Below are 24,642 nucleotides of genomic sequence, written 5' to 3'. Positions count from 1 at the left end.
AAGAATTTTTTGCGTGCCCGGCAGATAATTTCAATTTAATGTGCGGGTCGTCTATCGCAGATTTTCCTTGGTGAAAATAATAAAGCGAGAAACCTGCTGTTGCGTATTTGGTAAGTTCTGATAGAATTAAAAAAAGAATATGCTGAATTGAAGAAGTTAGGAATAAAAATTGAACTCTCACTTTCAATAAAACGGAATATTATGGAAAATTTTGGAATAGAGAATACAGAACAGGAAGGACACTCAACAGAAAACGAGCATCCTGTAGAAAATTTAAATGAGCTGAAACACGTCATTAAAAATGTAGAAAGAGAAGCCCGCGGCGAGGAAGTAAAAAAAGAAGCCGAAAATGCAGTACCGCCTAAAGCGTGGGAAAACCAACAGAAAGCATATGACGATGCCTGGGAAAATAACAAAAATCAGCTCAATGAAGATTAAAACCTTAAAAATCTAAATTTAAATAACCTTTAAAAATATTTATAATGACACCTGAAAATAACCGAGAAGAGCAGAACGAGAAACTGCGCGAAATGAATTACCGCCCTGAAAATGATATTTTCAATAAGGAGGAAGCAGTTCCCCTGGATGGTAACGGCAATCCCATATTAACGGAGGATAACAGTCCTGAAAGGCTTGGCGATGATCTGGACGTTCCGGGTTCGGCAGCCGATGATGCCATGGAGGAGATTGGTTCCGAGGATGAGGAAAACAATTTCTACAGCCTTAGCGACAATGAGGACAATCACGAAGAAACCAACGAAGATCTACTGTAAAAAAATACTGCAGTTCAACAGCCGTTTCCGCACCGCGCGAAAACGGCTTTTTTATTTTTAACGCGTTAAACTCGTAATTAAGCCACGGTAAAATCATTAACACAATGCTTATATTTGCGTATAAGATTGTGAAAAAATATGAAATTTAAAAGATCACGAAGAAGATGGGCCGTCACTTTCCTTTTCATCGCTGTTTTTTTGGGAATCGCACTTTATCCTCTTCCTTCGCAAAACGCAATCCATTATTACGACAGGGTTAGCGGAGCGATGAAAACCGAAAAGGTACCGGGTGAATCGTGGTTGGTCTGGCTATATCACAATCCCGTGGGCGAGGCTACGCTCTCAACTTTTGCACGGCGGAAAATTGTTTCTACAGTTTACGGAAACCGCATGGACAGGGCTTCTTCGGTAAAACTGATCGATCCTTTTATTAAAGATTTTGGCGTAGATATGTCGATTTCGCAAAAGAAAAAATTCAAAACCTTTAATGAATTCTTTTACAGAAAACTGAAACCCGAGGCCCGACCAATTGCCGGCGACAGCAGTATTGCCGTTTCGCCCGCCGACGGAAAAGTTCTGGCTTACGCTGATATTCACAATGCTGATTTTTTTGTGAAAGGCGCCCGGTTTGATGTTGCTACGTTCTTAGATGATCCGAAACTTGCCGAAAAATACCGCGATGGTTCATTGCTTATTTTCAGGCTTGCGCCGCCGGACTATCACCGCTACCATTTTCCGGTCGGTGGAAGAGTGGGCCGCAATCATACAATTACCGGTGATTATTTCTCTGTGAATCCTTTGGCACTGCGCAAAAAGCTCGAAATCTTCTGGCTGAATAAACGGGAATACAGTGTGATCACAAATCCTGTTTTTGGTGATGTGGTAATGGTGGAAGTCGGCGCCACAATGGTCGGCAGCATGATCACCACCTTCAAAGGAAATACCGTAAAAAAGGGCGAGGAAAAAGGTTTCTTTAAGTTTGGCGGGTCAACCGTGGTTCTGATTTTCGAGAAAGACAAGATCAGGATCGACCCCGATTTCTTAAAAAATACGGCGAAAGGTTTCGAAACCACAGTGAAAATGGGCGAGCGGATCGGCGTAAGTTTTTAGTCTTTATTTATGTTCGTTTTTCACAGTGCCACAAGTCAGCATGGAACTCCCGTAGTAGGGATTCTGAATCTTTTTTTCTGCACTTAACCAGCTTGCCTTTGCCATAGGACAATACTGAATAAATACAGTCTGATCGGCCAGTTTAAATTTTCGGGCCAGCAACATCATGTTTTCTGACAGGTTGTTAAAGGATTCGCGTTGGATCTTGATGCTCGTTGCAGTACTGATTTTCGAAGCATTCTGTTTGATGGTTTGAAGTTCGTTCTGTGCGAGCGTCTTTGCATTAATTTGCGCCGCGGACTTTAAAAGATCGGCCGCTGCTCTGGACGCACCATCGGAGCGGTCCGCCACTAGGCTGTTTTTGATATCAAGGTAATTTTGGAACAGTTTCGAAACTGAAGCATCGCTTTTTTGCGCAGAAATGTGGATTGCCGCTACTACAGAAAGTAACGCTGCCAATAATAGTTTTTTCATTTTTTAACTTTCTTTAAGGATTTAATGACCTTCTTGATGTGTAATATAATCCTGCCCAAAGTCTTTATTAAACAAAAAGTATAGGTAAAAAAACTTCCATTTACAATATAAAATGCTCCGTAAATCAGGCGTTACAAATGTACGAAAAGCTTATGTTGTTGGTATTATAAGATATGTTTAAAAAATCAAAGTGTGAATTATTTCAGGTATTTTCAATCTTTAGAATAGCCGAGATTTACTCTGCCAGGCGGCGCTTTCGCTAAGAATTCAGAAATTTCTGTGGTTTTTATTTTATAATTTCAATATCTTTAAACCTGTAAAAATTTTTTACCCATATTAAATCATGACTTTCCAACAACAGATCCTGGCGGGCATTCCCGCGCAACTTCCTGCTCCAAAACCTTTTGATTCTACAATAAATCACGCTCCCAAACGAAAAGACATACTTACAGACGAGGAAAAAATACTCGCACTAAAAAATGCGCTGCGGTATTTCGAGCCCCAATTTCATGCTGAGCTTCTGCCGGAATTTAAGGAAGAACTGGAGCAATACGGCAGGATTTACATGTACCGTTTTCGCCCGGATTATGAAATGAGAGCGCGGCCGATCAGCGAATATCCCGGGAAGTCGGAGCAGGCGAAAGCGATCATGCTGATGATCCAGAATAATTTAGATTATGCTGTGGCACAACATCCGCACGAATTGATCACTTACGGCGGTAATGGCGCGGTTTTCCAAAACTGGGCGCAATATCTGTTGACTATGAAATACCTGTCGGAAATGACCGACGCGCAAACTTTAACAATGTATTCCGGCCATCCGATGGGGCTTTTCCCCAGTCACAAAGATGCACCGCGCGTGGTTGTGACCAATGGAATGGTAATCCCTAATTATTCCAAAGCCGACGACTGGGAAAAAATGAACGCATTGGGAGTTTCGCAATACGGACAAATGACAGCGGGAAGTTACATGTATATCGGTCCGCAGGGAATCGTTCACGGTACCACTATAACCGTGCTCAATGCTTTCAGGAAAATTAAAAAAGATCCGAAAGGTGGGTTATTTGTCACTTCAGGTCTTGGCGGCATGTCGGGTGCGCAGCCAAAAGCCGGGAACATCGCAGGCTGTGTTACCGTTATTGCCGAAGTAAACCCAAAGATCACAAAAATCCGGCACGACCAAAAATGGGTGAACGAAATCCATGAAAACTTAGATCAATTGGTAGCGAGGGTCAAAAGTGCGCAGCAAAATAAAGAAACGGTTTCGTTGGCTTACCTTGGAAACATCGTGGATGTGTGGGAAAAATTTGATGAAGAAAATTTAAGAATTGATATTGGTTCAGACCAGACTTCACTTCACAATCCCTGGGCGGGAGGTTATTATCCTGTCGGGATTTCTTTCGAAGAATCAAATAAAATGATGGCGGAAAATCCTGAATTATTTAAAGAAAAAGTTCAGGAAACATTGAGAAGACACGCTGCAGCCATCAATAAACATACAGAAAAAGGAACGTATTTCTTCGATTACGGAAATGCCTTTTTGCTCGAAGCTTCCAGAGCCGGCGCCGATGTAATGTCGGGAAATCCTACTTTGGGAAGAGAATTCAAATGGCCGTCTTACGTTCAGGATATTATGGGACCGATGTGTTTTGATTATGGTTTCGGGCCGTTCCGTTGGGTTTGTGCGAGCGGAAAACCTGAAGATTTAAAGAAAACTGATGATATTGCGTGTGCCGTTTTAGAAGAAATGATTCAGAATTCTCCCGAAGAAATTCAACAGCAAATGGCGGATAATATTCAGTGGATCAAAGGTGCTCAGAAAAATAATCTGGTGGTAGGTTCACAGGCCAGGATCTTGTATGCTGATGCCGAAGGACGAATGAAAATCGCCGAAGCCTTCAACAAAGCCATTAAAAACGGAGACATTGGAGCGGTTGTTTTAGGGCGTGATCATCACGATGTTTCGGGGACAGATTCGCCGTACAGAGAGACTTCCAACATCTATGACGGTTCGAGATTCACGGCAGATATGGCGATTCAGAATGTGATTGGCGACAGTTTCCGTGGGGCGACCTGGGTTAGTATTCACAATGGCGGCGGCGTTGGTTGGGGCGAAGTGATCAACGGTGGTTTCGGAATGTTGCTCGATGGCAGCGACGATGCCGACAGAAGATTAAAATCTATGCTTTTCTGGGACGTGAACAACGGAATTTCCCGCAGAAGCTGGGCAAGAAATGAAGGTGCCGTTTTCGCCATTAAAAGAGCAATGAAAGTGGAGCCGAATTTGAAGGTGACCTTACCGAATTTTGTGGATGAGGGTTTGTTTTAAATGTTATTGCGAAGTACCAAGCAATCTCATTTGGGCAGCTTATTCCGTCTTCCACTCCCGCTTCCGCCGCGGCGGAGAGCTCCGTTCAAGCGGGGCTGCGAACAAAATATCAGTTAACAGAAATCAAAAGTTTAAAATTTCAGTGTTATGACTTTAGAACAAATCCTTCAAAACCAAACCAACATCAAGGTAATTGACGAAACCATTGATTACAAAAAATATGTGGCAATCGATCTTTCTGCTTCACATACCGACACCCTGGATTTGGATCTTACCGATGCAGAAAAATTTGAAGGGTTTGTAGAAAATTATTTATTGGAGAATAAGGCGAAAGTGGCTTTTGGTGGTTATCTGGAAACCCGAAATCTCTACAAAAGAAGTGAAAATTTTAATCAGGAAAACACGGACGAACGGAATATTCACATCGGCTTAGATTTGTGGATCAAAGCGGGAACTTCTGTTTTGAGTGCTCTAGACGGGAAAATATACAGTTTTCAAAACAATTCGGCGATTGGAGATTATGGTCCGACAATCATTATAGAGCACGAAATCGAGGGTTTTACTTTTTACACGTTGTATGGACATCTTAGTCTGGAAAGTCTGGACAATAAAAGGGTAGGACAGGCCGTGGAAAAAGGAGACCAGATTGCAACTTTAGGAAAATCACCTGTAAATGGCGATTACGCGCCGCATTTGCATTTTCAAATCATTAAAAATATAGCTAATAACAAGGGTGATTATCCCGGAGTCTGCAGCGCAAAAGATCTGCAGTTCTATAAAGAGAACTGCCCGGACCCAAATCTCCTGCTGAAGATTCCGCCGAAAGCGATGGACATTTCGTAAGGCAGAATTTCGGTGGTAAAAAGAACTGGCCTTTTAGAAGTAGAAAATTCGTTAAAAAAAACAGGAACGAAAAGCTGCTGCCGACTCAGAAGTTGTTACATTTTTACCGCTTTGATCGCCGCCTCGTAATTCGGTTCGTGCGAAATATCTGAAACCTGTTCTTCATAAACAATTTTACCCGCAGGATCGATCACTACAACAGCACGGCTCAACAAGCCTTTCATCGCAGAATCCGTGAGTTCAACGCCATAAATTTTCCCGAAATCTGACCGGAAATCCGAAAGCATCACCACATTTTTAATTCCTTCGGCACCGCAAAACCTTTTCTGTGCGAATGGTAGATCTTTTGAAATACAGAGAACTACAGCTCCCGGTAATTTTGAAGCGTCTTCGTTAAAACGCCGGACAGAGGCGGAACAGACACCAGTATCAACACTTGGGAAAATGTTAAGTATAACAAATTTTCCTTTGTACGAATCCAGACTTTGGTCTTTCATATCCACGTCGGTCAGTACAAAATCCGGCGCCTTTGCATTGAGTTCCGGAAGTTTACCGTAAGTCGACACCGGTTTACCACCCATTAATACTATACTTTGTGACTGTAAAACTTTTGAAGAATCCTGTGCCTTATTTGCCGTTGGCTCATTACCGGATTTTTCGGCGCAGGAAAACAAAGTCAAGAATCCCAAACTGATTACTAGCGTTTTAGTGAACATAATCTGTAATTTTTAACAAAAATATCATTTTAGTTTTACAAATCCACTTACAATCACGGTCATCATTAAAATCTATAAGGTGTAAAAGCTGCCACAGTACGTAATTTACTGAATATTAAAAAAATGCGGCAATTTTCAGTTTTGCTTTTGTTAGAAATAAGGGCTATGTTTGTAATTCAACCGTATAATATGACAACAATGTTTTTCACATCTAAGAAAAGAATCTCCCACCGGGATTTGTTGTCGTTGTCTTATCTTCATGATGATATTTTTTTAAAAAACTCCAAAGAGTTTATTGCATAATCCCTGTCATAACTTAGGACAGGGCATTATTCAGCTTTAAAAAAAATTAATTAAATAACTTTCCCAAAATACGTTAGCAAAATCCGTCATCAAATCTGGCCGGATCTTGCCTGAGTTTAATATGCGTATCGGGAATTAAAAAGAACATTATGACAAACAATATCGTACTTACCACAGGAATTTATGACTTGATCAAAGATCACTTGAGAAGAAAAAAAACCACCATACAGGAAGAAGAGATCCTTACCACACAACTGAGAAATGCAAAACAGGTTTTGCGCCGGGAACTTCCGGAAGATGTAGTAACCATCGATTCTGTGGTGAAAATTAAAGACCATACGACCAATGCCGAAGAGCAGTACCATTTTGTTCCGAGCAATAAGGAGAAAATAAAAAAAGGTAAATATTCAATCCTTTCGGATATTGCCCTGGCGACGGTTGGTAATCGGGTAGGCGACATCATCAGCTGGCCGTTTAGAAACGGTGAAAAGAAGATTGAAATCCTGAGTGTACAGCCGGTTTCATAAATTAATTAAGTAAAACTGATTACGCAAAGCTTCCGGTTCGGGAGCTTTTTTTCTAATCTCCACGGTTTGCCCGAACTATCGTTAATTATGATTTTGGGAAAAGCAGATCGTTTTTTGGTATTTGTTTTGTTGCAAATGACGGAGAAACGATAACGTTTCACTGCGCAATCAAACTTTAAACCATGAAAAAAATCCAGTTCACAGTCTTTATCAACGCGTCGGTTGAAAAAGTCTGGAACACCCTTTGGGACGACGATACCTACAGAAAGTGGACCGCTTCCTTTATTAAAGGTTCTTACTATGAAGGCGAGCTTGCCGAAGGCAATGAGATCCGTTTCTTATCGCCGGGAGAACATGGTTTATTTGCGCTGGTGGAAAAGGTAGTTCCTTTCCAAAAGATGCATTTTCTGCATTATGGCGAAGTCATCGACGGAATTCCGCAGGAAAAGACATTTGGTGATGAGGCAATCGAATATTACGACCTCGAAGAAAAAGAAAACGGCACTGAACTTACCGTGACCATCAACACAGCCGAAGAATTCCTGACATATTTTACCAACAGCTTCCCTCGCGCATTAAATATCGTCAAGGAACTTGCGGAGGAGTAACATCTTTATTTTTTTTGAGATCATTCATTATCCAGTCCAGCTGCACATCCTTTTTTTCTAAAAGCTGTTTAATTGTTGGTAAAATTCTGAAGTCTGGAGTTACTCCTTTTTCAGTATGAGTAAAATTGATGTGAGGTTGAATGAGCATTAAGCCGATTGGCAGATAAAGTTCAGATCCCGGCAATTTCTCTGTAGAGTAGCGGCCTGCCACGGTTCCGTCATTGGCGCCGCCGGTTTTTTCGCCGACCAAAAACGCTCTGCCGTCGCCTTTTAATTTAGCAGCTAAAATTGATGCCGCAGAAAAACTGCTGCCGTTGATCAATACATAGATCTTACCTTTGAAGTTATTTCTCTTTGGTTTCTTTAAACTGAAAAATCCATTATTTCTAAGGTAGAAACGGTGAGCTACTTTTTTTGTAGAAAATGCAGTTCCTGCCAGATATATCGGATAAGACAGTGCCTGGAGCGGTATCAGATAAAGCGGCGAACCCCGAAAATAGTCGGCGTGAAAGACCGATGCGCGTGAAGTAACTTCAATATCATTTATAAACTGAAAATCTGTTGAAACAAGATACGAGTACAGGTTATTAACCTCATAAAGCGAGCCGCCTAAATTATTGCGGATGTCGATGATTAAAGTCTTTGCCGGTGATTTTTGCAGCTGCGCAAAACTTTGCCTGTAAAATCTCCGTGAATAAACACCTGAGAACGTTTTTATTTTCATGTAAGCCACAGCGCTGTCGGCTGTGGGAAACTGCAGGTCGCGGTTATAGGTTCTCGTATAGATGTTGTAATCCCTGGTCTTGCCTGTTTCGCTGTTGCTGAGTTTCTTATTTTCCAGTTTGTCTTTCTTCTTTTCGGCGGCGCTCATTTTTTCGCGGTGCAGGTAAAAGGACCTTACATTGTTTTGGTACTTTGTTTCTACTTTTACACTGTCGAGAATACCAAATTCCGAAGTAAAATATTGCGGCCATCTTTTAGCAAGCATATACTTTTGAAATGTAGTGTTGTAACCGTCGCTGTTTACGAAAGGTCTGTATTTCCCGAGCAAGTCCTTCACTGGAATATCATGAATTTTCAGCAGTTCGCCGCCGACTTCCATATTGGGAATTTTGTCGGCATTATCGAGCACAAAAATGCGGTCTTCGTCCACCAGGAAATTGTAGCGGCTCAGCAGACCTTTTTGATTTTTAAGGTCTTTGATTTCTTTTTTGGTAAGCCGTTTTTCATTTGATACCAAGCGAAGATGACCTTCCCGAATCTGTGCGATAACCGGAGCCAGCTTTTGGTAAAATTCATTTGGTCTTAAGGGTTTCTGAATGGTACTTTTTAAACTGTCGAATTTATATTCAAGATCTTCACGGGAAATATACCAGTACAGGTTAGGATGAAGCTTTTGCAGTTTTGCATAGGAAAAGTCTACATCGTTCCGAAGTTTTTCTGCAGCAACAGGTATTTCAAGCTTTTCATTGTACCGCTTAACTGAAACACATGAGGTGCAGGCAAAAACAACAAAAAGAAGGGCAAAATGTCTCAATTATAATTTTCTTAAAAATAAATATTCTAACTGATAAACCGGAAATTTTAAAAAAACGCCACACATACTGTAAAGTTTAAAATAAGTTTTCCAAGAATTTTCAGCCCAAAATTGTCACTGTATTCTGCAGCATTTCATAAACCGCATCTTTGCCGTTATCGGGTTTGGCATTTACAGCTCGAGTTCCGTTGAAATGCAGACAGGTCACATAACCCAACTTCGCCGCATCCAGACAGGTATATTTTACGCAGTAATCCATCGCAAGACCGGCGATTTCCAAAAGTTCGATATCGTGGTATTTTAGGAAATCATCCAGACCGGTTTTTACAAAATGGTTGTTATCCTGAAAGCCGCTGTAACTGTCGAACTCTGTGTTTGTACCTTTCTGAATGATGTGCGTGATTTTATCACGGTTCAGATCTTTGTGAAACTCCGCGCCAAATGTGCCCTGCACGCAATGGTCCGGCCACATGAACTGCGGAATTCCATTAAGTATAATTGTATCACCAACTTTTTTACCGTTTGTAGAGGCAAAACTTTTGTGGTTTGCGGGATGCCAGTCCTGTGTGAGCACAATCTGGTCGTATTCATTTTCTTCCATTAAAAGGTTGATGTAAGGAATGATCTCGTTGGCACCGGGAACTGCCAGCGCACCGCCTTCGCAAAAATCATTTTGCACATCTACAATGATCAGGGCTTTTTTCATATATTAAATTTTGCCGGCCTTCACCGGATTGATGGTATTTTTGGTAAATTTACATACAGTAAACACAAATCCTCAGCCAAAATGCGCATTAAGCCAAAAAGGCCAAAAACAGAAATATATAATGGACAATTTAGAACTTAAAAAATATCCGCTCGGGGAGTTTCAGATTCCTGAGGAAATTTCGGATCCTGATATTGATGAATGCATAAAAACGTTGCAAAACTTTCCTGCAAAACTGGAAAATCTCATCGGTAACTGGACCGACGAGCAACTCGATACTCAATACCGCGAGGGCGGCTGGAAGGTGCGGCAACTGGTAAATCACCTTTCCGACAGTCATATGATGAGCTATATCCGTTTCAAACTGGCTCTTACCGAAAATAATCCTGCAGTGAAAACCTATGACGAAGCGCATTGGGCTGAACTTCAGGACAGTTTCAGTATAGGGATAGATCCTGCACTGACTATATTAAAAGGACTGCACGAACGGTGGGTTTATGAACTGAAAGCACTTACGAACCGGGAATTCGACAGCACTTTCTATCACCCAGAACAGAACAGAAATATTTCACTTCGAGAAAGTCTGGTGTTCTATGCCTGGCATTGTGACCATCATTTTGCGCATATCGAAAACCTTAAGAAAGAAAAAGGCTGGTAAATAAAACTGTACTTTTACATCAAATTAAAAATGGGTTGTACACGGAATCATTTAGCCAACTCATTAATTATCAACAATAAATAAGATAAAATGGGACTTTTAAATAAAATTTTCGGTGGCGGAGAAATTGAGAATCAATCGGGCACGTTTTGGAAAGAAATTAAAGACGAAACCGATCTAAATAAAGCGGTGGCTGAATCATTTGAAAAGAAAGTCGCCATCTTCAAGCATTCTACAAGATGCTTCATCAGTAAAACAGTTCTGAAAAATTTTGAACAAGAAGTTCGTGAGTCAGAAAAAGAAGTTTCTTACTATTTCCTGGACCTGATCGCACACAGGGACATTTCGAACAGGATTGCCGCTGAACTGGATGTTACGCACCAAAGCCCACAGCTTATTGTGCTGGAGCAGGGGAAAGCCGTGAAAGATGCGTCTCACCAGAGTATTTCCGTCTCACTGCTTTAACTTATTTTTATATGGAAAATATTGAAAGTTATCTCTCAGAGATCCTGGAGATTCCGAAAGAAGCAGTTTCGTCCTGCAGCAGTTTTTATCATACCAGGAAAGTTTCAAAAAACGAATATCTTCTGCGTGAAGGCGAGGTTTGCCGCGAAACTTTTTTTGTGGAGAAAGGTTTGCTCCGTATGTTTTCAATTGATAAAAACGGTAAAGAACATATCATTCAGTTTGCGCCGGAGAAATGGTTGATGTCGGACCGCAGCTCACTTTATTTCAATGAGAAATCGAACTATTTTATAGAGGCGGTGGAAGATTCTGAAGTCCTTCTGCTCGAAAATGATTTTTTTGTAAGACTGGTGGAACAGTATCCGCAAACCGTGGAAAACAATGACCTTCTGCTTCAGAAACACATCCGCAATTTGCAGAACCGACTGAATTCGCTGCTGGCAGAAACCGCTGAGGAACGCTATATGAATTTCATTAAGATGTATCCTGATATTCTCCTCAGAGTGCCACAATGGATGGTGGCTTCTTATCTGGGAATTACGCCGGAAAGTCTGAGCAGGGTAAGAAAAGAACTTGCGCGCAAGAATTTTCAACCGTCGTAAATGATTACATGGCAAATTTAGAAATCAAAAAAGCAGGCTTTAAAAACCTGCTTTTGTCTTATAACTATTTTCTGTAAAATTATTTTCCTAAATAAGATTTCAGGATTTTACTTCGCGTATTGTGTTTCAGTCTTTTGATCGCTTTTTCTTTGATCTGGCGTACTCTTTCTCGGGTAAGGTCAAAGGTTTCGCCAATCTCTTCCAGTGTCATCGGATGTTTGCCATTCAAACCAAAATACAGACGCACCAGATCTGCCTCTCGGGGAGTGAGTGTCTGCAATGCTCTTTCGATTTCGATCTGGAGCGATTCGAGCATCAAATCTTTATCCGGACTTGGTGATTCACCGGAACGCAGTACATCATAAAGGTTTGAATCTTCACCTTCAACCAATGGTGCATCCATCGACAGGTGTCTTCCGGAGTTTTTCATCGATTCTTTAATGTCTTCTTCGCTCATGTCTAAAACTTCAGCAAGTTCTTCCGGCGAAGGAGGTCTTTCGTTTTCCTGCTCAAGATGCGCGTATGCTTTATTGATCTTGTTGATCGATCCAATTTTATTAAGCGGCAACCGCACAATTCGTGACTGTTCAGCTAAAGCCTGCAGAATTGACTGACGGATCCACCAAACCGCATAGGAAATAAATTTAAATCCACGCGTTTCATCATATCTTTTGGCGGCTTTCATTAAGCCTAGATTCCCTTCGTTGATCAAATCGGGGAGAGAAAGTCCCTGGTTTTGATATTGTTTTGACACCGAAACTACGAACCTTAAGTTCGCTTTGATCAGTTTTTCCAAAGCTACGCGGTCACCTGCGCGTATTTTCTGCGCCAGTTCCACTTCTTCGTCGGCGGTAATCAGATCTACTTTTCCAATTTCCTGCAGATACTTGTCCAGCGAAGCGGTTTCTCTATTGGTAACCTGCTTTGTAATTTTTAATTGTCTCATTTAATATAACTCTTGTCTTATTTATTAAATCGGTCCCTCTTAGACTGCATTAGATTATACGACAGGAGGCGGCAAAAGGTTACAAAAATTTATAAATAATTGAACTTGCGGTGTTTCTATCCTGTTTAAAAAAAAATATTGAATACGAAAATTTTCAGAATGAAGTGCTATTTTGCACGTTTTGAGCGCATTGCCTTCACTTTTGTCACATTCTCGTCGTCGACAAAGTCTTTGTAGTTTTTGCTTTCTACCGGGAATAGCGCAATCTTTCCGTCGGCATTGTGGTGCACACCAAAGCCATATCTTTTTCCCAGTGCCGAAGACCTGAAGCATGGCTGCCCTTTGGAAAAAAAAGTTTTTGCCGCTTCCTGCCTTTCATTTTCGGGAATGTTGTTTTTCTGAAGGTAACATTCCAGAAGCACATCATCTGAAGTATATTTGTACGGATTGTTCAAAACCATTTCCAGCTGTATGTTTGCCAGGGTTTTGTTCCTTTTCACGGGTGGGATTTCGGCTGTAGAAACCGGGCAGTCCTCGGCAATTTCTATGAAAGTATTCCTGTAATTCGTCGTGTGGGTTTTCATAATTTTTGTAAATAGTTCAACATTAAAAAAACTCATTCTGCAGCAACACAGAATGAGTTCAAATTAATTATAAGGCTTCAATTATTTAATAATTAATTTAGTAGTCTGTTTTTTTCCTTTTGACTGATAAAGTACAATATACGTACCTGATTTTGCACCAAGAGAAACCGTGTTATTTCCTTTTTTTACGTCGCCCTTATAAATAAGTTTTCCCGACATATCCGAAACGGCGATCGCCCCGCTATTTTCTGCAACATAAGTAAATGTACCGTTGCTTGGGTTAGGGTACAGGTTGTTCTGGGTTACCGTTGAAGCGCCCGTTGCAAGAATTGCACACAGATAAGGTTTGAAATCAACCGTTCCAAGGGTGCTGTTATCCGCACTGTGGAAAATCACTTCTTCTACCATTGCATCATCTGAAAGTTCACCCTCGCGCCAGCAGTTATTTTTAGCACTGATGGAGTTTGCCGTATTGTTGTAAAGCGCATATATTTCGCCGTCGTTACCGTTATTGCTGAAGATATTCTGTCCCACGCTGCCCATCGCACCGCCGCCAAGGTCAGCCTGCGCCGTGCCGATAATGGTAATTCCCCACAAATGACCGCGGATCTGGTTTTTCTCGATTTTTAAGGACATCACTGTAGAACCTGCGCCATTCAGAGAGATTCCACTTCCACCGTTTGCCGGGATCGGTTCTGTATTATTGTTGGTTAAAATGTTGTTTGAGATAGAACCTGTGGAATTATTACCCGCCACAGTAATTCCGTAGCGGTTATCGGTAATGGTGTTGCCTTCTATTACCGGATGGTTTTCTGTACCCAAAAGAGTAGAGACCGATACGCCGCCGACTTTTGTTAAAGACCGGTCGCCGATGATGGTGTTGTTCAGAATTTTTGTCGTTCCGCTGCCACTCGGACCCATATTGATCTGTGGCCGGTTAGAATTTCCTTTGGTATTTGCAAAAAGATAATTATTGGTAAATTCCAGAGCTACCGACGCATTTGCTGCGGATGCCACAGCGGGCAGATCGTTTTTAATAAATTTTGAATTCTTCACCACGGGATTTCCACGGGAGAAATTTATTGATGCACCACTTACCAGGCCGGATTTAAAATATTGAACTGTACAGTTGTCCATCAAGAAATCTGTTGTTAAAACCTGAATTCCTCCGCCATATGTTAAGGTCGTATTTCTGAATGTGGCCGATGAACCTTCTTCAAAACGGATTCCTTTGAATACTGTGGCCGAATCTGTAGCAGTAATTACGAGATCATTTGCTGTAGTATCGTAGACACCTAAAACTGTGAGTTGCACACCGCCGTCGATTTTCAGAACAGCATCCTCATCCATAAGCAGGGTGTCGCCGGCCGAAATTGTCACATTTGATGTCATCTGATAATTTGTACCGCTTTTTACCAAAACACTCGGTGCAGCCGCGGAAAGGGAGGTTAAACTGTATGTGATTCCGGTGCCGGGACTCACAAATTGCGAGAAGGCAAATGCCGAAAACAACATCGTTAACAAAAGAGAAATCTTCTTCATAATAAATTAATTTTGCTCAAAGTTAAAAATTATTATGCTGACACTTTTAATCTGATGTGTTAAAAAGTCTATTTTTAGGGTTTACTTTTAATAATGATCTGCAGTTATGATATTCTCGCCAATAATTATCGGAACGATGCGCTGGGGAAGCTGGGGCGCCAACCATTCCAAAAAAATTCTTCAGCAGTTGATTGAATCTGCGTTGAGTGAAAATCTCACTACATTCGATCACGCCGATATTTACGGTGATTACACTACTGAAAAGCTCTTCGGCGTTTCTTTTTCCGAAATGCAGATCCGCCGCGAAAAAGTGCAGTTTATTTCGAAATGCGGTATCGAAATGCCATGTAAAAACAGAAATTTTACTGCGAAATCGTATAATTATTCGCGGGAACATATCATCAATTCAGTTGAGCAAAGCCTCGCTAACCTTCGGACAGATTACCTGGACCTGCTGTTGCTGCACCGACCTTCACCACTGATGAACCCACATGAAATAGCGGACACTTTCGATTTTTTGCGTGAACAGAAAAAAGTGCGGCATTTTGGAGTTTCCAATTTTTCGCCCTCGCAGTTTGAGTTGCTCAACAGCTGTTTTCCCTTGATAACGAATCAGGTTGAAATTTCACTGAACCACACAGAAGCCTTTTGGAACGGAACTTTAGATCAAATGATGATGAAGAATCTACAGCCGATGGCCTGGTCGGTGATGGGAAATTATTTTTCCGAAGACACTGAACAAAACCGCCGAATAAAGACTGTGATGCAGGAAATGTGCAGAAAATATGGCGCTGAAGAAAACCAGCTCATGCTGGCATTTCTGCTGAGGCACCCTGCAAACATTCTGCCTGTCATCGGGACTTCGCGTGCAGAAATTATTAAAACATTAAAGGGCGCCACTGATATCACAATTGAAAACAGCGACTGGTTCAGGTTGCTGGAGGCAAGTGCAGGAAAACCAGTACCTTAAATCTTTGGAAAAAATACTTGCAATATTGATTTATAATTGTATCTTGCACCCGTTTTTATATCCGAAGTCAATCTTTGTTCATCAATAATTGAGTTTCATTTATAATTCACAACAGTATTAATTTTTAATTTTTTTTATGATGAACATTTTTGTTTCAAACATCAATTACGCAACACAAGAACAGTCGTTGCAGGATTTATTTTCAGAATTTGGCGAAGTATCTTCGGCAAAAATTATCACCGACAGAGAAACCGGTAGATCAAGAGGTTTCGGATTCGTAGAAATGAGCGACGAAGATGGCAAAAACGCTATCGAAGCTCTGAACGGAAAGGAATTAGACGGAAAAGAACTTAACATTTCTGAGGCTAAACCAAGAGAAGACAAACCAAGAAGAAGCTTCGACAACAACCGTTCAGGCGGTGGTGGTTACGGCGGCGGAAATCGTGGTGGTGGCGGATACGGCGGCGGTAGCCGTGGCGGTTCTAACTGGTAAGATTCTCCGGTACAAAATATGAAGCGGCTTTTTTTAAGCCGCTTTTTTTTATTATTTTTTATGGATGAGAAGTACAGGCGGATTGTAATAAAATCCATGATGCTGTAAATCTTCGCTGACCAGATTGTCGAAAACGAGTTTCAGATGGAATTTGCCAAAACTTTTTTCCGTACTGATTTCAGGTATTTCCACGCTTCCCGATTTGCCTTTTTGCTTTTGCAACATTTCCCGAAAGAAAGGCGTGATATCCCATATTTCACCGTCGACAACTATTTTCAGTTCATTTCTCCCGGTTCTTTGGGTTGAGATCTGCACTGTTTCATTTCCTAAAGACAATGCTTTTTTCTCCTGAAGGTCATTTAAAACAATCATATACTCATAACCTTCAACAGAATGTGCAGTTGAAACTGAAAGAAGTTCCAGGCGGTATGCGCGGCTATTTTTATCGCTGAGCATCACTGATGTAAAACTGTTCCGGATATCTTCACCAACCTGATATGATCCCCGCTGCAAATTGTTCCTCGTAACGAGTTTCTGTTCCTTGACGGTTAAAAACTGTTTTAAAAATTCGGTTTGTCTGCGCTCATACAGAAATTTGTACTTGCTCGCAATCTCATCGGCAACTGTGGCTGAGATTTTTTTTGAGAAAACGATCTTTCCATTTTCCAGCAGGTTATTTGCTGAAAGGATTTTTTGCAGTTCGTTTTTCTGACTTCTCTTTGCCACCGAGAAAACATTAAAATAGGGAAATACCAATGCAAATACGCCAAATACAAACAGACTTACGGGAATAAATTTAATGGTCGTTCTCCTTAGAAATATAAAATAGAGTACTACCGCCGTTAGCCACAAAGCAAGAATCAAAACAAAGTATCGCGGCTCCGTATATCCGTATTCCAGTATTCTGGTGAATATCGCCGTAAAAAGTAAAACGAGAAGCGGAAGTAAAGTAAAATAAAAAATTTTTGAGAAAATGCGGACCCACGATTTGGAGGAGGCTCCCTTTAAAGGATGCACGAGCAGCAGCGCCAGAACTCCTACAACGGCATAGGCGAGTACAAGATAAGAAACCCAGCCGCGCGGGAGCTCCCAGTTTACAAGAATTTTTGCGGAATAAAAATAAAGGATTACTGCGTAAATGATCAGTAGCGGAATTAAAATATACTGGGTGAAAAATTTCAGTATTTCTGGATATTTCCCGTCCTTTTCAAGGTCTTTCAAGCCTTTTTCATTAAAAAGCAGAAATATAAAACAGCTCCCAAATATCGCCAGAAAATAGAATGTCCGCAGATAGTACCGGCCATCAAAATTAAAGTCGAACAGTCTGTCAACCGCAAGGATAGCAAGCTCTACACCACCAACCAAAACGCCTGTAAATACGGCGGTGAGAAAACTGTAGATGAAAAGATTTTTGTTGTACTGCCAAAAATTGAGTTCTTTATTTTCACCAAAAAATGCAATAAATGATGCCAGCAGGTGAGAAAGGATAAAGGTGGCGCAAAGCAGGTAAGCGTACGGTTCGGTAAAATCCTTTTCGCCTGCGGGTAAAATGAAATAGAAAGCGACCAAAGAGAGGACGCCGCATAATTCCAGCAGCATCCGTTTGCCAATACGCTCAGAAAGCATCTTCAGGCCAAACATGAGTGATATTCCCAGGCTCGCGACGATACCAAATTTTATGAGGGAAAAATTTTGGTCACTGATGCCGTCGGTGTCGTCGTAAGCGGTGATGAAACCCAGGGCGCCCAAAAGTGCCATAAGCAGAACCATGGGATATTCGAGCAGAATTTCATCTGATTTGCCGAAGATATTTTTTAATTTCTGACGCATGGTTTTGCAGTTTTAGTTGTTGAAAAATATGCCGGATAAATTATTCCTTCAGTTTCTTTTTTTTAGCCTTCTTCTTTTTGTCTTTTTTCTTTCCTTTTTTGTCAGAAGTTAGTTCAGCTAAAAACTCCCCAAGGGGATTTTCGGTTTTTTCCTGTTCTGCGATTGGATTCAGAATGGTTTTGATTTCAAAAAACTGCCGCAGATCCGATGTGTTGATGATCTTGTCTTCGATCAGCATCCTCAGCATTTCTGTACCGGAATCATTAAAATAATCTGTCAGAAAATTCTGAAGTAAAAAACGGCGGTAATCTTCGTAGGGAACGGCAACTTTGTATTTAAATATCCTTCCTTCTTTTTCGGTGGTAAGAAATTCTTTCTGAACCAGAATTTTTATAAAAGTGGAGACCGTATTCTGGTGGGGTTTCGGCTCGGGATAATTCGCCATCACTTCTTTCATATACGCTGAATCGAGCTTCCACAAAATTTGCATAAGCTGTTCTTCGGAAGGAGTAAGTTGATTAATTTTCATGGTTTAATGACTCAATTGGATATGGGTATAAAGATAAATAAAAGAAACCAAAACTGCGATGAAACCGCCCGTGAATACTTCTTTTACCGAATGCTTCTTTAAAACTACACGCGTAATTCCCACAACAATTGCCATACATAACCAGACAGTTCCCAAAGGTGGCGTCAGCGCAAAAAACAGTGCCGCTACAAAGACATTAAATGCGGTGTGCATGGAACTTTTAATAAAATAATTGCTAACCTGTAAAATAACTAAAAGTAAAAGAATGAAAATCATCGTGAAGTCAAGGTGATCCTGCACGAAAAAATCGTAAAGAAGATAAAGCGAAAGCGCGCCGGCTATAAAAAAGTACAGTCCTTTCCGTTGTCGGCGGTCAGAAACATCCAGGTTGGTATAGCGGCCTTTTTTTACATTCCAGATGATCCACACTGTAATCGGAACTACAGTAAAAAGCAGAATTGGAAGAAAAATGAATAAAGTCTGTTTAAAGCTGAACTCCAGCGAACTGGCATAGAGGAAATATATAAGCAGTGAGGTAAGCGGATTAAAGAAGCCCGAAATTACTTTTGATATTTTTAATACCAATACGGAAGATGTTTTGACGCCCATAAAATTTTAAAAATCAAAAATATGTTTTTAAATCAGAAATGACGAAAATCTCCCCGGCGGCTGGCAATAAACACAAAGATTTTTGTTATTTTTGCATCATATTAAAATAAAACGTCAACCGTCCGGTTGCGTGTGGTTATATTAAGCAAAAGCTAGCACATGAAAGAATTTTCGCAAGACGTATACCTGAAGTGGTATGAAGAGATGACAATGTGGAGAAGGTTTGAAGACAAATGCCGCTCACTTTATCTAAAACAGAAAATCAGAGGATTTTTACATTTATACAACGGTCAGGAAGCTATTCCGGCGGGTTTCACCCACGCAATGGATCTTACGCGCGACAGTATGATCACCGCGTACCGTTGCCACGTACATCCCATGGCAATGGGCGTGGATCCAAAGAGAATCATGGCTGAACTTTGTGGTAAAGCCACGGGAACATCCGGTGGAATGGGTGGTTCTATGCACATCTTCAGCAAAGAAAAAAGATTTTACGGCGGTCACGGAATTGTGGGCGGCCAGATTCCTCTAGGTGCAGGTATCGCTTTTGCAGACAAATATTTTGAGACCGGCGGTGTAAATATCTGCTTCTTCGGCGATGGTGCTGCACGCCAGGGTTCGCTGCACGAAACTTTCAACATGGCAATGAACTGGAAGCTTCCGGTGGTTTTTGTGGTTGAAAATAATGGGTACGCTATGGGAACTTCTGTAGCAAGAACAGCAAACCACGAAGATATTTATAAACTCGGACTGGGTTATGAAATGCCGTGTCTTCCTGTTGACGCCATGGATCCTGAAAAAGTTGCTGAAGCCGCTTACGAAGCCATTGAACGGGCAAGAAGAGGTGATGGCCCAACTTTCATCGAAGCCAGAACTTACCGGTACAGAGGTCACTCAATGTCCGATGCTGAACCTTACAGATCAAAAGATGAAGTAGCCGAGCATAAGAAAAGTGATCCTATTGAAATCGTGAAACACCGGATTCTTGAAAATAAATGGGCAACAGAAGATGAGCTCACCGCCATTGACGAAAAATCAAGGGAATTTGTAGATGAGTGCGTGGAATTTATGGAGCAGTCTCCGTACCCGTCCGCAGACAAAGTGTACGATTACGTGTATGCGCAGGAAGATTATCCTTTTGTAGATAAAGTAGAAAACAATCAATAAATAATTTGAATTTCGGTTTTCAGAATTTGCAGACCGAAGGATCAGTTTCAAATAAAAAATATTATGGCGGAAGTAATTACTATGCCCCGGCTTTCCGATACAATGACGGATGGGAAAGTGGCGAAATGGCACAAAAAAGTAGGCGATGCAGTGAAGGAAGGCGATATTCTCGCAGAGATCGAAACCGATAAAGCCGTACAGGATTTCGAGTCTGAATTTAATGGGACGCTTTTATATATCGGTACAGAAGAAGGAGGTTCTTCGCCTGTAGATTCTGTTCTTGCAATTATCGGTTCCGAAGGTGAGGATATTTCAGGACTGAAAAACGGCGGTTCCGGCGCAGACCAATCCGATGCGAACTCAAAACCTGAAGCTTCAGTTCCGGAAGAAAATAAAACCGAGAATGCATCGACCGGCGTAGAAACGTCAAAACCTGTTGAAAAAGAAGAAGGAGCATCTTCTGCTGAAATACCGGAAGGTGTAGAAGTGATCACCATGCCACGGCTTTCTGATACAATGACAGAAGGAAAAGTTGCGAAATGGCACAAGAAAGTCGGCGATACTGTGAAGGAAGGCGACATTCTCGCCGAGATCGAAACCGATAAAGCTGTACAGGATTTCGAATCCGAGTTTAACGGAACCCTTTTGTATGTCGGCACCGACGAAGGTGAGGGAAGTCCGGTAGATTCAGTACTCGCAATCATTGGTCCCAATGGAACAGATGTTTCGGGAATTGTAGCAGGCGGCGGCAAAACCGCGTCGGTACCGAAAGCAGCTTCCACAGGAGAAACAAATGACGCACCGCAGACCGCCGAAGAATCTGCGCCCAAAGCAGCTTCTGCAAGTAGTTCTGAGCGGGTAGCGATTTCACCTTTAGCCAAAAAAATGGCCGAAGATAAAGGGATCAACATTCATGAATTGAAAGGTAGCGGCGAAAACGGCCGCATCGTAAAAAAAGATATCGAAAGCTTTACGCCTTCGCAACAGGCACCGTCAGCGCCGGAAAACAAACCTGCTGCCGCGGCATCTCCGGTTTCTGCTCCCGCACCGATGAATTTCGTGCAGGGCGAGGATTCCGAAACACCAAACTCGCAGGTCAGAAACATTATCGCCAAACGCCTGTCTGAGAGCAAATTTACCGCTCCGCATTACTATCTCATCGTTGAGATCAATATGGATAAAGCAATTGAGGCGCGTAAAGAAATCAACTCCCTGCCAGACACCAAAATTTCGTTTAACGATATGGTCATCAAGGCTACTGCAATGGCACTTCGGAAACATCCGCAGGTCAATTCCAGCTGGCAAGCAGATAAAATTGTGCACCACGGAAACATCAATGTCGGTGTAGCTGTAGCAATTCCCGATGGCTTGGTTGTTCCCGTGCTCAAAAATGCGGATCAGATGAACTATAACCAAATTTCCGCAAGTGTAAAAGATATGGCGGGCCGCGCTAAGTCCAAAGGTCTGAAAGCCAATGAAATGGAAGGCTCTACATTCTCTGTATCAAACCTGGGTATGTTCGGTATCGAAACCTTTACGTCGATCATTAATCAACCGAACTCCGCGATTTTATCCGTGGGCGCGATAGTTGAAAAACCAATTGTGAAAAACGGTCAGATCGTCGTGGGGAATACCATGAAACTTTCTCTGGCGTGCGATCACCGCGTGGTCGATGGCGCTACGGGAGCACAGTTTTTGCAGACTTTACGGACCTATCTGGAACAGCCGCTGACTTTGCTGCTCTAGATTCCCAAATTTATTACTCCAGATCCTTTCAGATTTTTTTTTGAAAGGATCTTTTTATTTGGGCGCAACCCTCGCCAATGCTTTTCCTACCGCGCGGGTCGGTCTGCGTGCAGTCGTTCTTTTTATTTTTTTCATTAAAAAAAAATAAAAAGGAACTCCAACAATGCACTACGCCCTTGCGCAAAAACCGTTTGCAAATAAGTCGCAGGTTACAATCATTTTCACTATTTTTGAAACCATGATAAAGGCAAGCAACATTCACAAATCCTACGGAAATCTGGAGGTTTTAAAAGGCGTGGATATTCATATTAAAGAAGGCGAGGTAGTCTCAATTGTAGGTGAATCCGGCGCCGGAAAATCTACACTTCTTCAGATTCTTGGCACACTCGATACGCCCACAAATCCCAAGAACTTCAATACGTCCATCGACCTTGCGGGCAAATCATTTATCAGCATGAGTGACCGGCAGCTGTCGAAATTTCGGAATGAGAATATTGGTTTTGTATTTCAGTTCCACCAGCTTTTACCGGAATTCACCGCTCTGGAAAACGTGTTGCTGCCCACCAGGATTTCCGGGAAAAACGAGAAGGAATCTTTGGAAAAAGCTTATGCACTTTTCGAAGATCTGCATATTGCACACCGCCTGCACCACAAGCCAAATGAAATGTCGGGCGGCGAGGCGCAAAGAACGGCTGTAGCAAGGGCGCTTATCAATTCGCCTAAAATCATTTTTGCCGATGAACCCACCGGAAACCTTGATTCCAAAAATGCCGATGACCTGCACCAGCTTTTTTTCGATTTGCGGTCAAAATACAATCAGACTTTTGTGATCGTGACGCATAATACGCACCTTGCGGATACGACCGACCGTAAACTGGTAATGAAAGACGGGCTCATCATTTAAAAGCCAAATAAATACCAGACCTAAGATCTGTTTGGAAGTTTTGTTTTACATACTTTCAGTCAATCTTTCATAAATTAGCTGTTCATTAAACTCAACTTTAAATGTCCTTAAAATTTCTTGCTGAAGATGACCGTCCAAGGGAGAAGTTTTTGCTCAAAGGCAAAAACGCACTTTCCGATGCGGAACTGTTGGCAATAATTATGGGCAGCGGAAACCGCGAAGACTCAGCAGTGGAGTTGGGCCGTAAGATTCTGGCGTCTGTGGACAATAACTGGCATAACCTGTCTCTGCTCCAGATTTCTGAACTCACAAAATTTAAAGGTGTGGGCAGAGCAAAAGCAATTTCTATTGCTACGGCGCTGGAGATCGGCCGCCGTCGTGCGGCGCAGGAAGTTCCCGAAAAGATTCAGATCACCCAAAGTTCCGACATTTACAAAGTGTTGCAGCCGTTTCTCGGCGATTTGCGGACCGAAGAGTTTTGGGCTGTCTTTCTGAATCAGAATAACCGCATATTGGGAAAAGCCAAACTGTCTTCCGGCGGCATCAACCAGTCCGTAGTTGATGTGCGGATCCTTTTCAAAACAGCGCTGGAACATTTTTCCACCGGTATTATCATCGCACACAACCATCCGTCGGGCAATTTAAAACCGAGTCAGGAAGATCTTAAAATTACCAAACAGATCAGCGATGCCGGAACATTGCTGAACATTCAGCTTTTGGATCATTTAATCATTGCACAAAATTCCTTTCTGAGCTTTGCCGACGAAAATTTATTATGATTAGAAGAATCAGCTATAAAAATATCGATTTCAAAAAATATACTTACTGTATAGAAAATTCAGTACAAAAGAATTTTTATGCAGAAAAAGATAATCTTGATCTTTTATGTGAGGCCTGGGAGATTTTGGTCGATGGCGATTACGATTTTGTGATGCCTGTCCCGCTGAAACGCAAACTTGGGTTTAAGTTGGTTTTAATGCCGCTTTTCTGCCAACAGCTCGGTGTTTTCGGTGCTGAAAAAAACAATGCGAAGGAACAGGAATTCCTGGATTTCCTCAGGAAAAAGTATACCGTTTTTTCCTATGCTTTTAATTTTCACAATTCCTTTGTCTCCGAAATCAAGATGAAGAAAAACTATGTAATTTTACCTGTTGATTATGCTGTACTCCGGAAATCGTATTTCAAAGGACGCAAATCAACGGTTAAAACAGCGCAGTATCTTCATTTCAAAGAAGTGAAACGAACTGATGTTCTGGATTTTATTAAGAATCATTTTAAGGGGCTGGAAAAACCCGGCGATGTGGCCAGGTTTTTCAGTTACATCGATTTCCTGGAACAAAATTCGCGGCTTAAAATTTTTGGTTCCTTCAGGGAAAATGACCTGACCAATCTGGCGGTAATCATCAGTTCCAAAGATAAATATTCGTTGCTTGGCCTCATCAATGATGGCCGGTTTAAAACAGATAACGGCGCGTCCTTTCTCATCGACCGTATTTTGAAGGAAAACATCGCGGCTAAAACTTTCGATTTTATGGGTGGTAACATACGCGGTATCGAGCTTTTCTTCAAGAGTTTTGGCTCGCAGCTGCAGCCGTATCCGATCCTGGAAACTTCGAAGCGGGATTTGGTGAAAAACTTCTTCAAAAAGTAGCAAATTATTAGTAATTTTGC

General features: G+C 41.7%; 27 protein-coding genes. 17 read left to right on the top strand and 10 right to left on the bottom strand.

Going from position 1 to position 24,642, the window contains the following annotated elements; all coding sequences use genetic code 11:
* The first annotated feature begins 201 nt into the window (after window positions 1–201).
* The 3 genes from H562_RS0103645 to H562_RS0103635 all read left to right on the top strand — a co-directional run bounded on the left by H562_RS0103645 (window position 202) and on the right by H562_RS0103635 (window position 1,883).
* Window positions 202–438, top strand: a complete 237-nt coding sequence (locus tag H562_RS0103645; protein ID WP_027376258.1) for a hypothetical protein — start codon at window positions 202–204, stop codon at window positions 436–438.
* 44 nt (window positions 439–482) lie between these two features.
* Window positions 483–773 carry a hypothetical protein gene (locus H562_RS0103640; RefSeq protein WP_027376257.1) on the top strand — a complete coding sequence of 97 codons (291 nt, stop codon included), beginning with the start codon at window positions 483–485 and terminating at the stop codon, window positions 771–773.
* Between the two features lie 138 nt (window positions 774–911).
* Complete coding sequence (locus tag H562_RS0103635; RefSeq protein ID WP_084466321.1) at window positions 912–1,883, top strand: phosphatidylserine decarboxylase; 972 nt, start codon at window positions 912–914, stop codon at window positions 1,881–1,883.
* A gap of 3 nt (window positions 1,884–1,886) precedes the next feature.
* Here the strand turns inward: H562_RS0103635 and H562_RS0103630 are convergent, their stop codons facing one another.
* Entirely contained in the window at window positions 1,887–2,357 is a 471-nt protein-coding gene (locus tag H562_RS0103630) for a DUF3347 domain-containing protein (protein ID WP_027376255.1), read from the bottom strand.
* A gap of 343 nt (window positions 2,358–2,700) precedes the next feature.
* Between H562_RS0103630 and H562_RS0103625 the strand changes: the two genes are divergently transcribed.
* Together H562_RS0103625 and H562_RS0103620 are read left to right on the top strand one after the other, a co-directional pair.
* The gene (locus H562_RS0103625; RefSeq protein WP_027376254.1) at window positions 2,701–4,686 is read left to right on the top strand and encodes a urocanate hydratase; all 1,986 of its coding nucleotides are present in this window, start codon (window positions 2,701–2,703) and stop codon (window positions 4,684–4,686) included.
* Window positions 4,687–4,833: 147 nt separating this feature from the next.
* Window positions 4,834–5,529 (top strand): peptidoglycan DD-metalloendopeptidase family protein, encoded by a 696-nt coding sequence (locus H562_RS0103620; RefSeq protein ID WP_034690606.1) that lies wholly within the window; start codon window positions 4,834–4,836, stop codon window positions 5,527–5,529.
* Between the two features lie 95 nt (window positions 5,530–5,624).
* On the opposite strand, the gene tpx is transcribed toward H562_RS0103620, so the two are convergent.
* The gene (gene tpx, locus H562_RS0103615) at window positions 5,625–6,110 is read right to left on the bottom strand and encodes a thiol peroxidase (RefSeq protein ID WP_034690696.1); all 486 of its coding nucleotides are present in this window, start codon (window positions 6,108–6,110) and stop codon (window positions 5,625–5,627) included.
* A gap of 587 nt (window positions 6,111–6,697) precedes the next feature.
* Here tpx and H562_RS0103610 point away from each other — a divergent pair.
* Both H562_RS0103610 and H562_RS0103605 read left to right on the top strand, forming a co-directional pair.
* The gene (locus H562_RS0103610; protein WP_027376251.1) at window positions 6,698–7,075 is read left to right on the top strand and encodes a GreA/GreB family elongation factor; all 378 of its coding nucleotides are present in this window, start codon (window positions 6,698–6,700) and stop codon (window positions 7,073–7,075) included.
* 182 nt (window positions 7,076–7,257) lie between these two features.
* Window positions 7,258–7,683 (top strand): SRPBCC family protein, encoded by a 426-nt coding sequence (locus tag H562_RS0103605; RefSeq protein WP_027376250.1) that lies wholly within the window; start codon window positions 7,258–7,260, stop codon window positions 7,681–7,683.
* On the opposite strand, the gene H562_RS0103600 is transcribed toward H562_RS0103605, so the two are convergent.
* Together H562_RS0103600 and pncA are read right to left on the bottom strand one after the other, a co-directional pair.
* Complete coding sequence (locus H562_RS0103600; protein ID WP_027376249.1) at window positions 7,661–9,220, bottom strand: S41 family peptidase; 1,560 nt, start codon at window positions 9,218–9,220, stop codon at window positions 7,661–7,663. The two genes, H562_RS0103605 and H562_RS0103600, sit on opposite strands and share 23 nt — an antisense overlap.
* A 100-nt stretch (window positions 9,221–9,320) precedes the next feature.
* On the bottom strand, window positions 9,321–9,926 hold the full coding sequence (gene pncA, locus H562_RS0103595) for a bifunctional nicotinamidase/pyrazinamidase (protein WP_027376248.1): 606 nt from the start codon (window positions 9,924–9,926) through the stop codon (window positions 9,321–9,323).
* A gap of 121 nt (window positions 9,927–10,047) precedes the next feature.
* Here pncA and H562_RS0103590 point away from each other — a divergent pair, with 121 nt between their 5' ends.
* The 3 genes from H562_RS0103590 to H562_RS0103580 all read left to right on the top strand — a co-directional run bounded on the left by H562_RS0103590 (window position 10,048) and on the right by H562_RS0103580 (window position 11,651).
* Window positions 10,048–10,584: a YfiT family bacillithiol transferase gene (locus tag H562_RS0103590; protein ID WP_027376247.1), complete on the top strand. Its 537-nt coding sequence runs from the start codon at window positions 10,048–10,050 to the stop codon at window positions 10,582–10,584.
* Between the two features lie 90 nt (window positions 10,585–10,674).
* Complete coding sequence (gene ytxJ, locus H562_RS0103585; protein WP_027376246.1) at window positions 10,675–11,049, top strand: bacillithiol system redox-active protein YtxJ; 375 nt, start codon at window positions 10,675–10,677, stop codon at window positions 11,047–11,049.
* Between the two features lie 11 nt (window positions 11,050–11,060).
* A complete protein-coding gene (locus H562_RS0103580; protein WP_027376245.1) occupies window positions 11,061–11,651 on the top strand; it encodes a Crp/Fnr family transcriptional regulator in 591 nt (196 codons plus the stop codon).
* A 79-nt stretch (window positions 11,652–11,730) separates the two neighbouring features.
* Here H562_RS0103580 and H562_RS0103575 read toward each other — a convergent pair whose 3' ends face one another.
* The 3 genes from H562_RS0103575 to H562_RS0103565 all read right to left on the bottom strand — a co-directional run bounded on the left by H562_RS0103575 (window position 11,731) and on the right by H562_RS0103565 (window position 14,723).
* Window positions 11,731–12,597 (bottom strand): sigma-70 family RNA polymerase sigma factor, encoded by an 867-nt coding sequence (locus H562_RS0103575; RefSeq protein ID WP_027376244.1) that lies wholly within the window; start codon window positions 12,595–12,597, stop codon window positions 11,731–11,733.
* Between the two features lie 167 nt (window positions 12,598–12,764).
* A complete protein-coding gene (locus tag H562_RS0103570) occupies window positions 12,765–13,181 on the bottom strand; it encodes a DUF6157 family protein (protein WP_027376243.1) in 417 nt (138 codons plus the stop codon).
* 81 nt (window positions 13,182–13,262) lie between these two features.
* The gene (locus H562_RS0103565; protein WP_027376242.1) at window positions 13,263–14,723 is read right to left on the bottom strand and encodes a T9SS type A sorting domain-containing protein; all 1,461 of its coding nucleotides are present in this window, start codon (window positions 14,721–14,723) and stop codon (window positions 13,263–13,265) included.
* A 106-nt stretch (window positions 14,724–14,829) separates the two neighbouring features.
* On the opposite strand from H562_RS0103565, the gene H562_RS0103560 reads away from it, so the two are divergent.
* The gene (locus H562_RS0103560; protein ID WP_027376241.1) at window positions 14,830–15,693 is read left to right on the top strand and encodes an aldo/keto reductase; all 864 of its coding nucleotides are present in this window, start codon (window positions 14,830–14,832) and stop codon (window positions 15,691–15,693) included.
* 136 nt (window positions 15,694–15,829) lie between these two features.
* Entirely contained in the window at window positions 15,830–16,186 is a 357-nt protein-coding gene (locus H562_RS0103555; RefSeq protein ID WP_394330165.1) for an RNA recognition motif domain-containing protein, read from the top strand.
* A gap of 51 nt (window positions 16,187–16,237) precedes the next feature.
* Here the strand turns inward: H562_RS0103555 and H562_RS14600 are convergent, their stop codons facing one another.
* The 3 genes from H562_RS14600 to H562_RS0103540 are packed head-to-tail and all read right to left on the bottom strand — an operon-like array spanning window position 16,238 to window position 19,154.
* Window positions 16,238–18,016, bottom strand: a complete 1,779-nt coding sequence (locus tag H562_RS14600; RefSeq protein ID WP_051190381.1) for a DUF4153 domain-containing protein — start codon at window positions 18,014–18,016, stop codon at window positions 16,238–16,240.
* 40 nt (window positions 18,017–18,056) lie between these two features.
* Complete coding sequence (locus H562_RS0103545) at window positions 18,057–18,545, bottom strand: BlaI/MecI/CopY family transcriptional regulator (RefSeq protein WP_027376239.1); 489 nt, start codon at window positions 18,543–18,545, stop codon at window positions 18,057–18,059.
* 3 nt (window positions 18,546–18,548) lie between these two features.
* Window positions 18,549–19,154, bottom strand: coding sequence for a phosphatase PAP2 family protein (locus tag H562_RS0103540; protein ID WP_027376238.1), 606 nt, complete (start codon window positions 19,152–19,154; stop codon window positions 18,549–18,551).
* Window positions 19,155–19,313: 159 nt separating this feature from the next.
* On the opposite strand from H562_RS0103540, the gene pdhA reads away from it, so the two are divergent.
* The 5 genes from pdhA (at window position 19,314) to H562_RS0103510 (ending at window position 24,622) form a co-directional block, all read left to right on the top strand.
* Window positions 19,314–20,321, top strand: a complete 1,008-nt coding sequence (gene pdhA / locus H562_RS0103535; RefSeq protein ID WP_027376237.1) for a pyruvate dehydrogenase (acetyl-transferring) E1 component subunit alpha — start codon at window positions 19,314–19,316, stop codon at window positions 20,319–20,321.
* Between the two features lie 63 nt (window positions 20,322–20,384).
* Window positions 20,385–22,067: a pyruvate dehydrogenase complex dihydrolipoamide acetyltransferase gene (locus H562_RS0103530; RefSeq protein WP_027376236.1), complete on the top strand. Its 1,683-nt coding sequence runs from the start codon at window positions 20,385–20,387 to the stop codon at window positions 22,065–22,067.
* A gap of 238 nt (window positions 22,068–22,305) precedes the next feature.
* Window positions 22,306–22,971, top strand: coding sequence for an ABC transporter ATP-binding protein (locus H562_RS0103520; RefSeq protein ID WP_027376235.1), 666 nt, complete (start codon window positions 22,306–22,308; stop codon window positions 22,969–22,971).
* A 101-nt stretch (window positions 22,972–23,072) separates the two neighbouring features.
* Window positions 23,073–23,750 (top strand): RadC family protein, encoded by a 678-nt coding sequence (radC, locus tag H562_RS0103515; RefSeq protein ID WP_027376234.1) that lies wholly within the window; start codon window positions 23,073–23,075, stop codon window positions 23,748–23,750.
* Window positions 23,747–24,622, top strand: coding sequence for a hypothetical protein (locus H562_RS0103510; RefSeq protein WP_027376233.1), 876 nt, complete (start codon window positions 23,747–23,749; stop codon window positions 24,620–24,622). The genes radC and H562_RS0103510 overlap by 4 nt, the downstream gene beginning before the upstream one ends.
* Window positions 24,623–24,642 lie beyond the last annotated feature (20 nt).

The organism is Kaistella palustris DSM 21579 (assembly GCF_000422265.1).
Classification (GTDB): Bacteria; Bacteroidota; Bacteroidia; order Flavobacteriales; family Weeksellaceae; genus Kaistella; species Kaistella palustris.
Note: the sequence above shows the minus strand (reverse complement) of the source record. Positions and strands in the feature narration are given on the sequence as shown.

Bases quoted from the DNA above. Each gene is read 5' to 3' on its own strand.
- tpx (WP_034690696.1), bottom strand. From the start codon at position 6,110: ATGGGTGGTAAACCGGTGTCGACTTACGGTAAACTTCCGGAACTCAAT.
- H562_RS0103570 (WP_027376243.1), bottom strand. From the start codon at position 13,181: ATGAAAACCCACACGACGAATTACAGGAATACTTTCATAGAAATTGCC.
- H562_RS0103605 (WP_027376250.1), top strand. From the start codon at position 7,258: ATGAAAAAAATCCAGTTCACAGTCTTTATCAACGCGTCGGTTGAAAAA.
- radC (WP_027376234.1), top strand. From the start codon at position 23,073: ATGTCCTTAAAATTTCTTGCTGAAGATGACCGTCCAAGGGAGAAGTTT.
- H562_RS0103640 (WP_027376257.1), top strand. From the start codon at position 483: ATGACACCTGAAAATAACCGAGAAGAGCAGAACGAGAAACTGCGCGAA.
- H562_RS0103635 (WP_084466321.1), top strand. From the start codon at position 912: ATGAAATTTAAAAGATCACGAAGAAGATGGGCCGTCACTTTCCTTTTC.
- H562_RS0103540 (WP_027376238.1), bottom strand. From the start codon at position 19,154: ATGGGCGTCAAAACATCTTCCGTATTGGTATTAAAAATATCAAAAGTA.
- H562_RS0103565 (WP_027376242.1), bottom strand. From the start codon at position 14,723: ATGAAGAAGATTTCTCTTTTGTTAACGATGTTGTTTTCGGCATTTGCC.
- H562_RS0103645 (WP_027376258.1), top strand. From the start codon at position 202: ATGGAAAATTTTGGAATAGAGAATACAGAACAGGAAGGACACTCAACA.
- ytxJ (WP_027376246.1), top strand. From the start codon at position 10,675: ATGGGACTTTTAAATAAAATTTTCGGTGGCGGAGAAATTGAGAATCAA.
- H562_RS0103530 (WP_027376236.1), top strand. From the start codon at position 20,385: ATGGCGGAAGTAATTACTATGCCCCGGCTTTCCGATACAATGACGGAT.
- H562_RS0103580 (WP_027376245.1), top strand. From the start codon at position 11,061: ATGGAAAATATTGAAAGTTATCTCTCAGAGATCCTGGAGATTCCGAAA.
- H562_RS0103510 (WP_027376233.1), top strand. From the start codon at position 23,747: ATGATTAGAAGAATCAGCTATAAAAATATCGATTTCAAAAAATATACT.
- H562_RS0103575 (WP_027376244.1), bottom strand. From the start codon at position 12,597: ATGAGACAATTAAAAATTACAAAGCAGGTTACCAATAGAGAAACCGCT.
- H562_RS0103520 (WP_027376235.1), top strand. From the start codon at position 22,306: ATGATAAAGGCAAGCAACATTCACAAATCCTACGGAAATCTGGAGGTT.
- H562_RS0103560 (WP_027376241.1), top strand. From the start codon at position 14,830: ATGATATTCTCGCCAATAATTATCGGAACGATGCGCTGGGGAAGCTGG.
- H562_RS0103545 (WP_027376239.1), bottom strand. From the start codon at position 18,545: ATGAAAATTAATCAACTTACTCCTTCCGAAGAACAGCTTATGCAAATT.
- H562_RS14600 (WP_051190381.1), bottom strand. From the start codon at position 18,016: ATGCGTCAGAAATTAAAAAATATCTTCGGCAAATCAGATGAAATTCTG.
- H562_RS0103610 (WP_027376251.1), top strand. From the start codon at position 6,698: ATGACAAACAATATCGTACTTACCACAGGAATTTATGACTTGATCAAA.
- pncA (WP_027376248.1), bottom strand. From the start codon at position 9,926: ATGAAAAAAGCCCTGATCATTGTAGATGTGCAAAATGATTTTTGCGAA.
- H562_RS0103620 (WP_034690606.1), top strand. From the start codon at position 4,834: ATGACTTTAGAACAAATCCTTCAAAACCAAACCAACATCAAGGTAATT.
- H562_RS0103555 (WP_394330165.1), top strand. From the start codon at position 15,830: ATGATGAACATTTTTGTTTCAAACATCAATTACGCAACACAAGAACAG.
- pdhA (WP_027376237.1), top strand. From the start codon at position 19,314: ATGAAAGAATTTTCGCAAGACGTATACCTGAAGTGGTATGAAGAGATG.
- H562_RS0103630 (WP_027376255.1), bottom strand. From the start codon at position 2,357: ATGAAAAAACTATTATTGGCAGCGTTACTTTCTGTAGTAGCGGCAATC.
- H562_RS0103590 (WP_027376247.1), top strand. From the start codon at position 10,048: ATGGACAATTTAGAACTTAAAAAATATCCGCTCGGGGAGTTTCAGATT.
- H562_RS0103625 (WP_027376254.1), top strand. From the start codon at position 2,701: ATGACTTTCCAACAACAGATCCTGGCGGGCATTCCCGCGCAACTTCCT.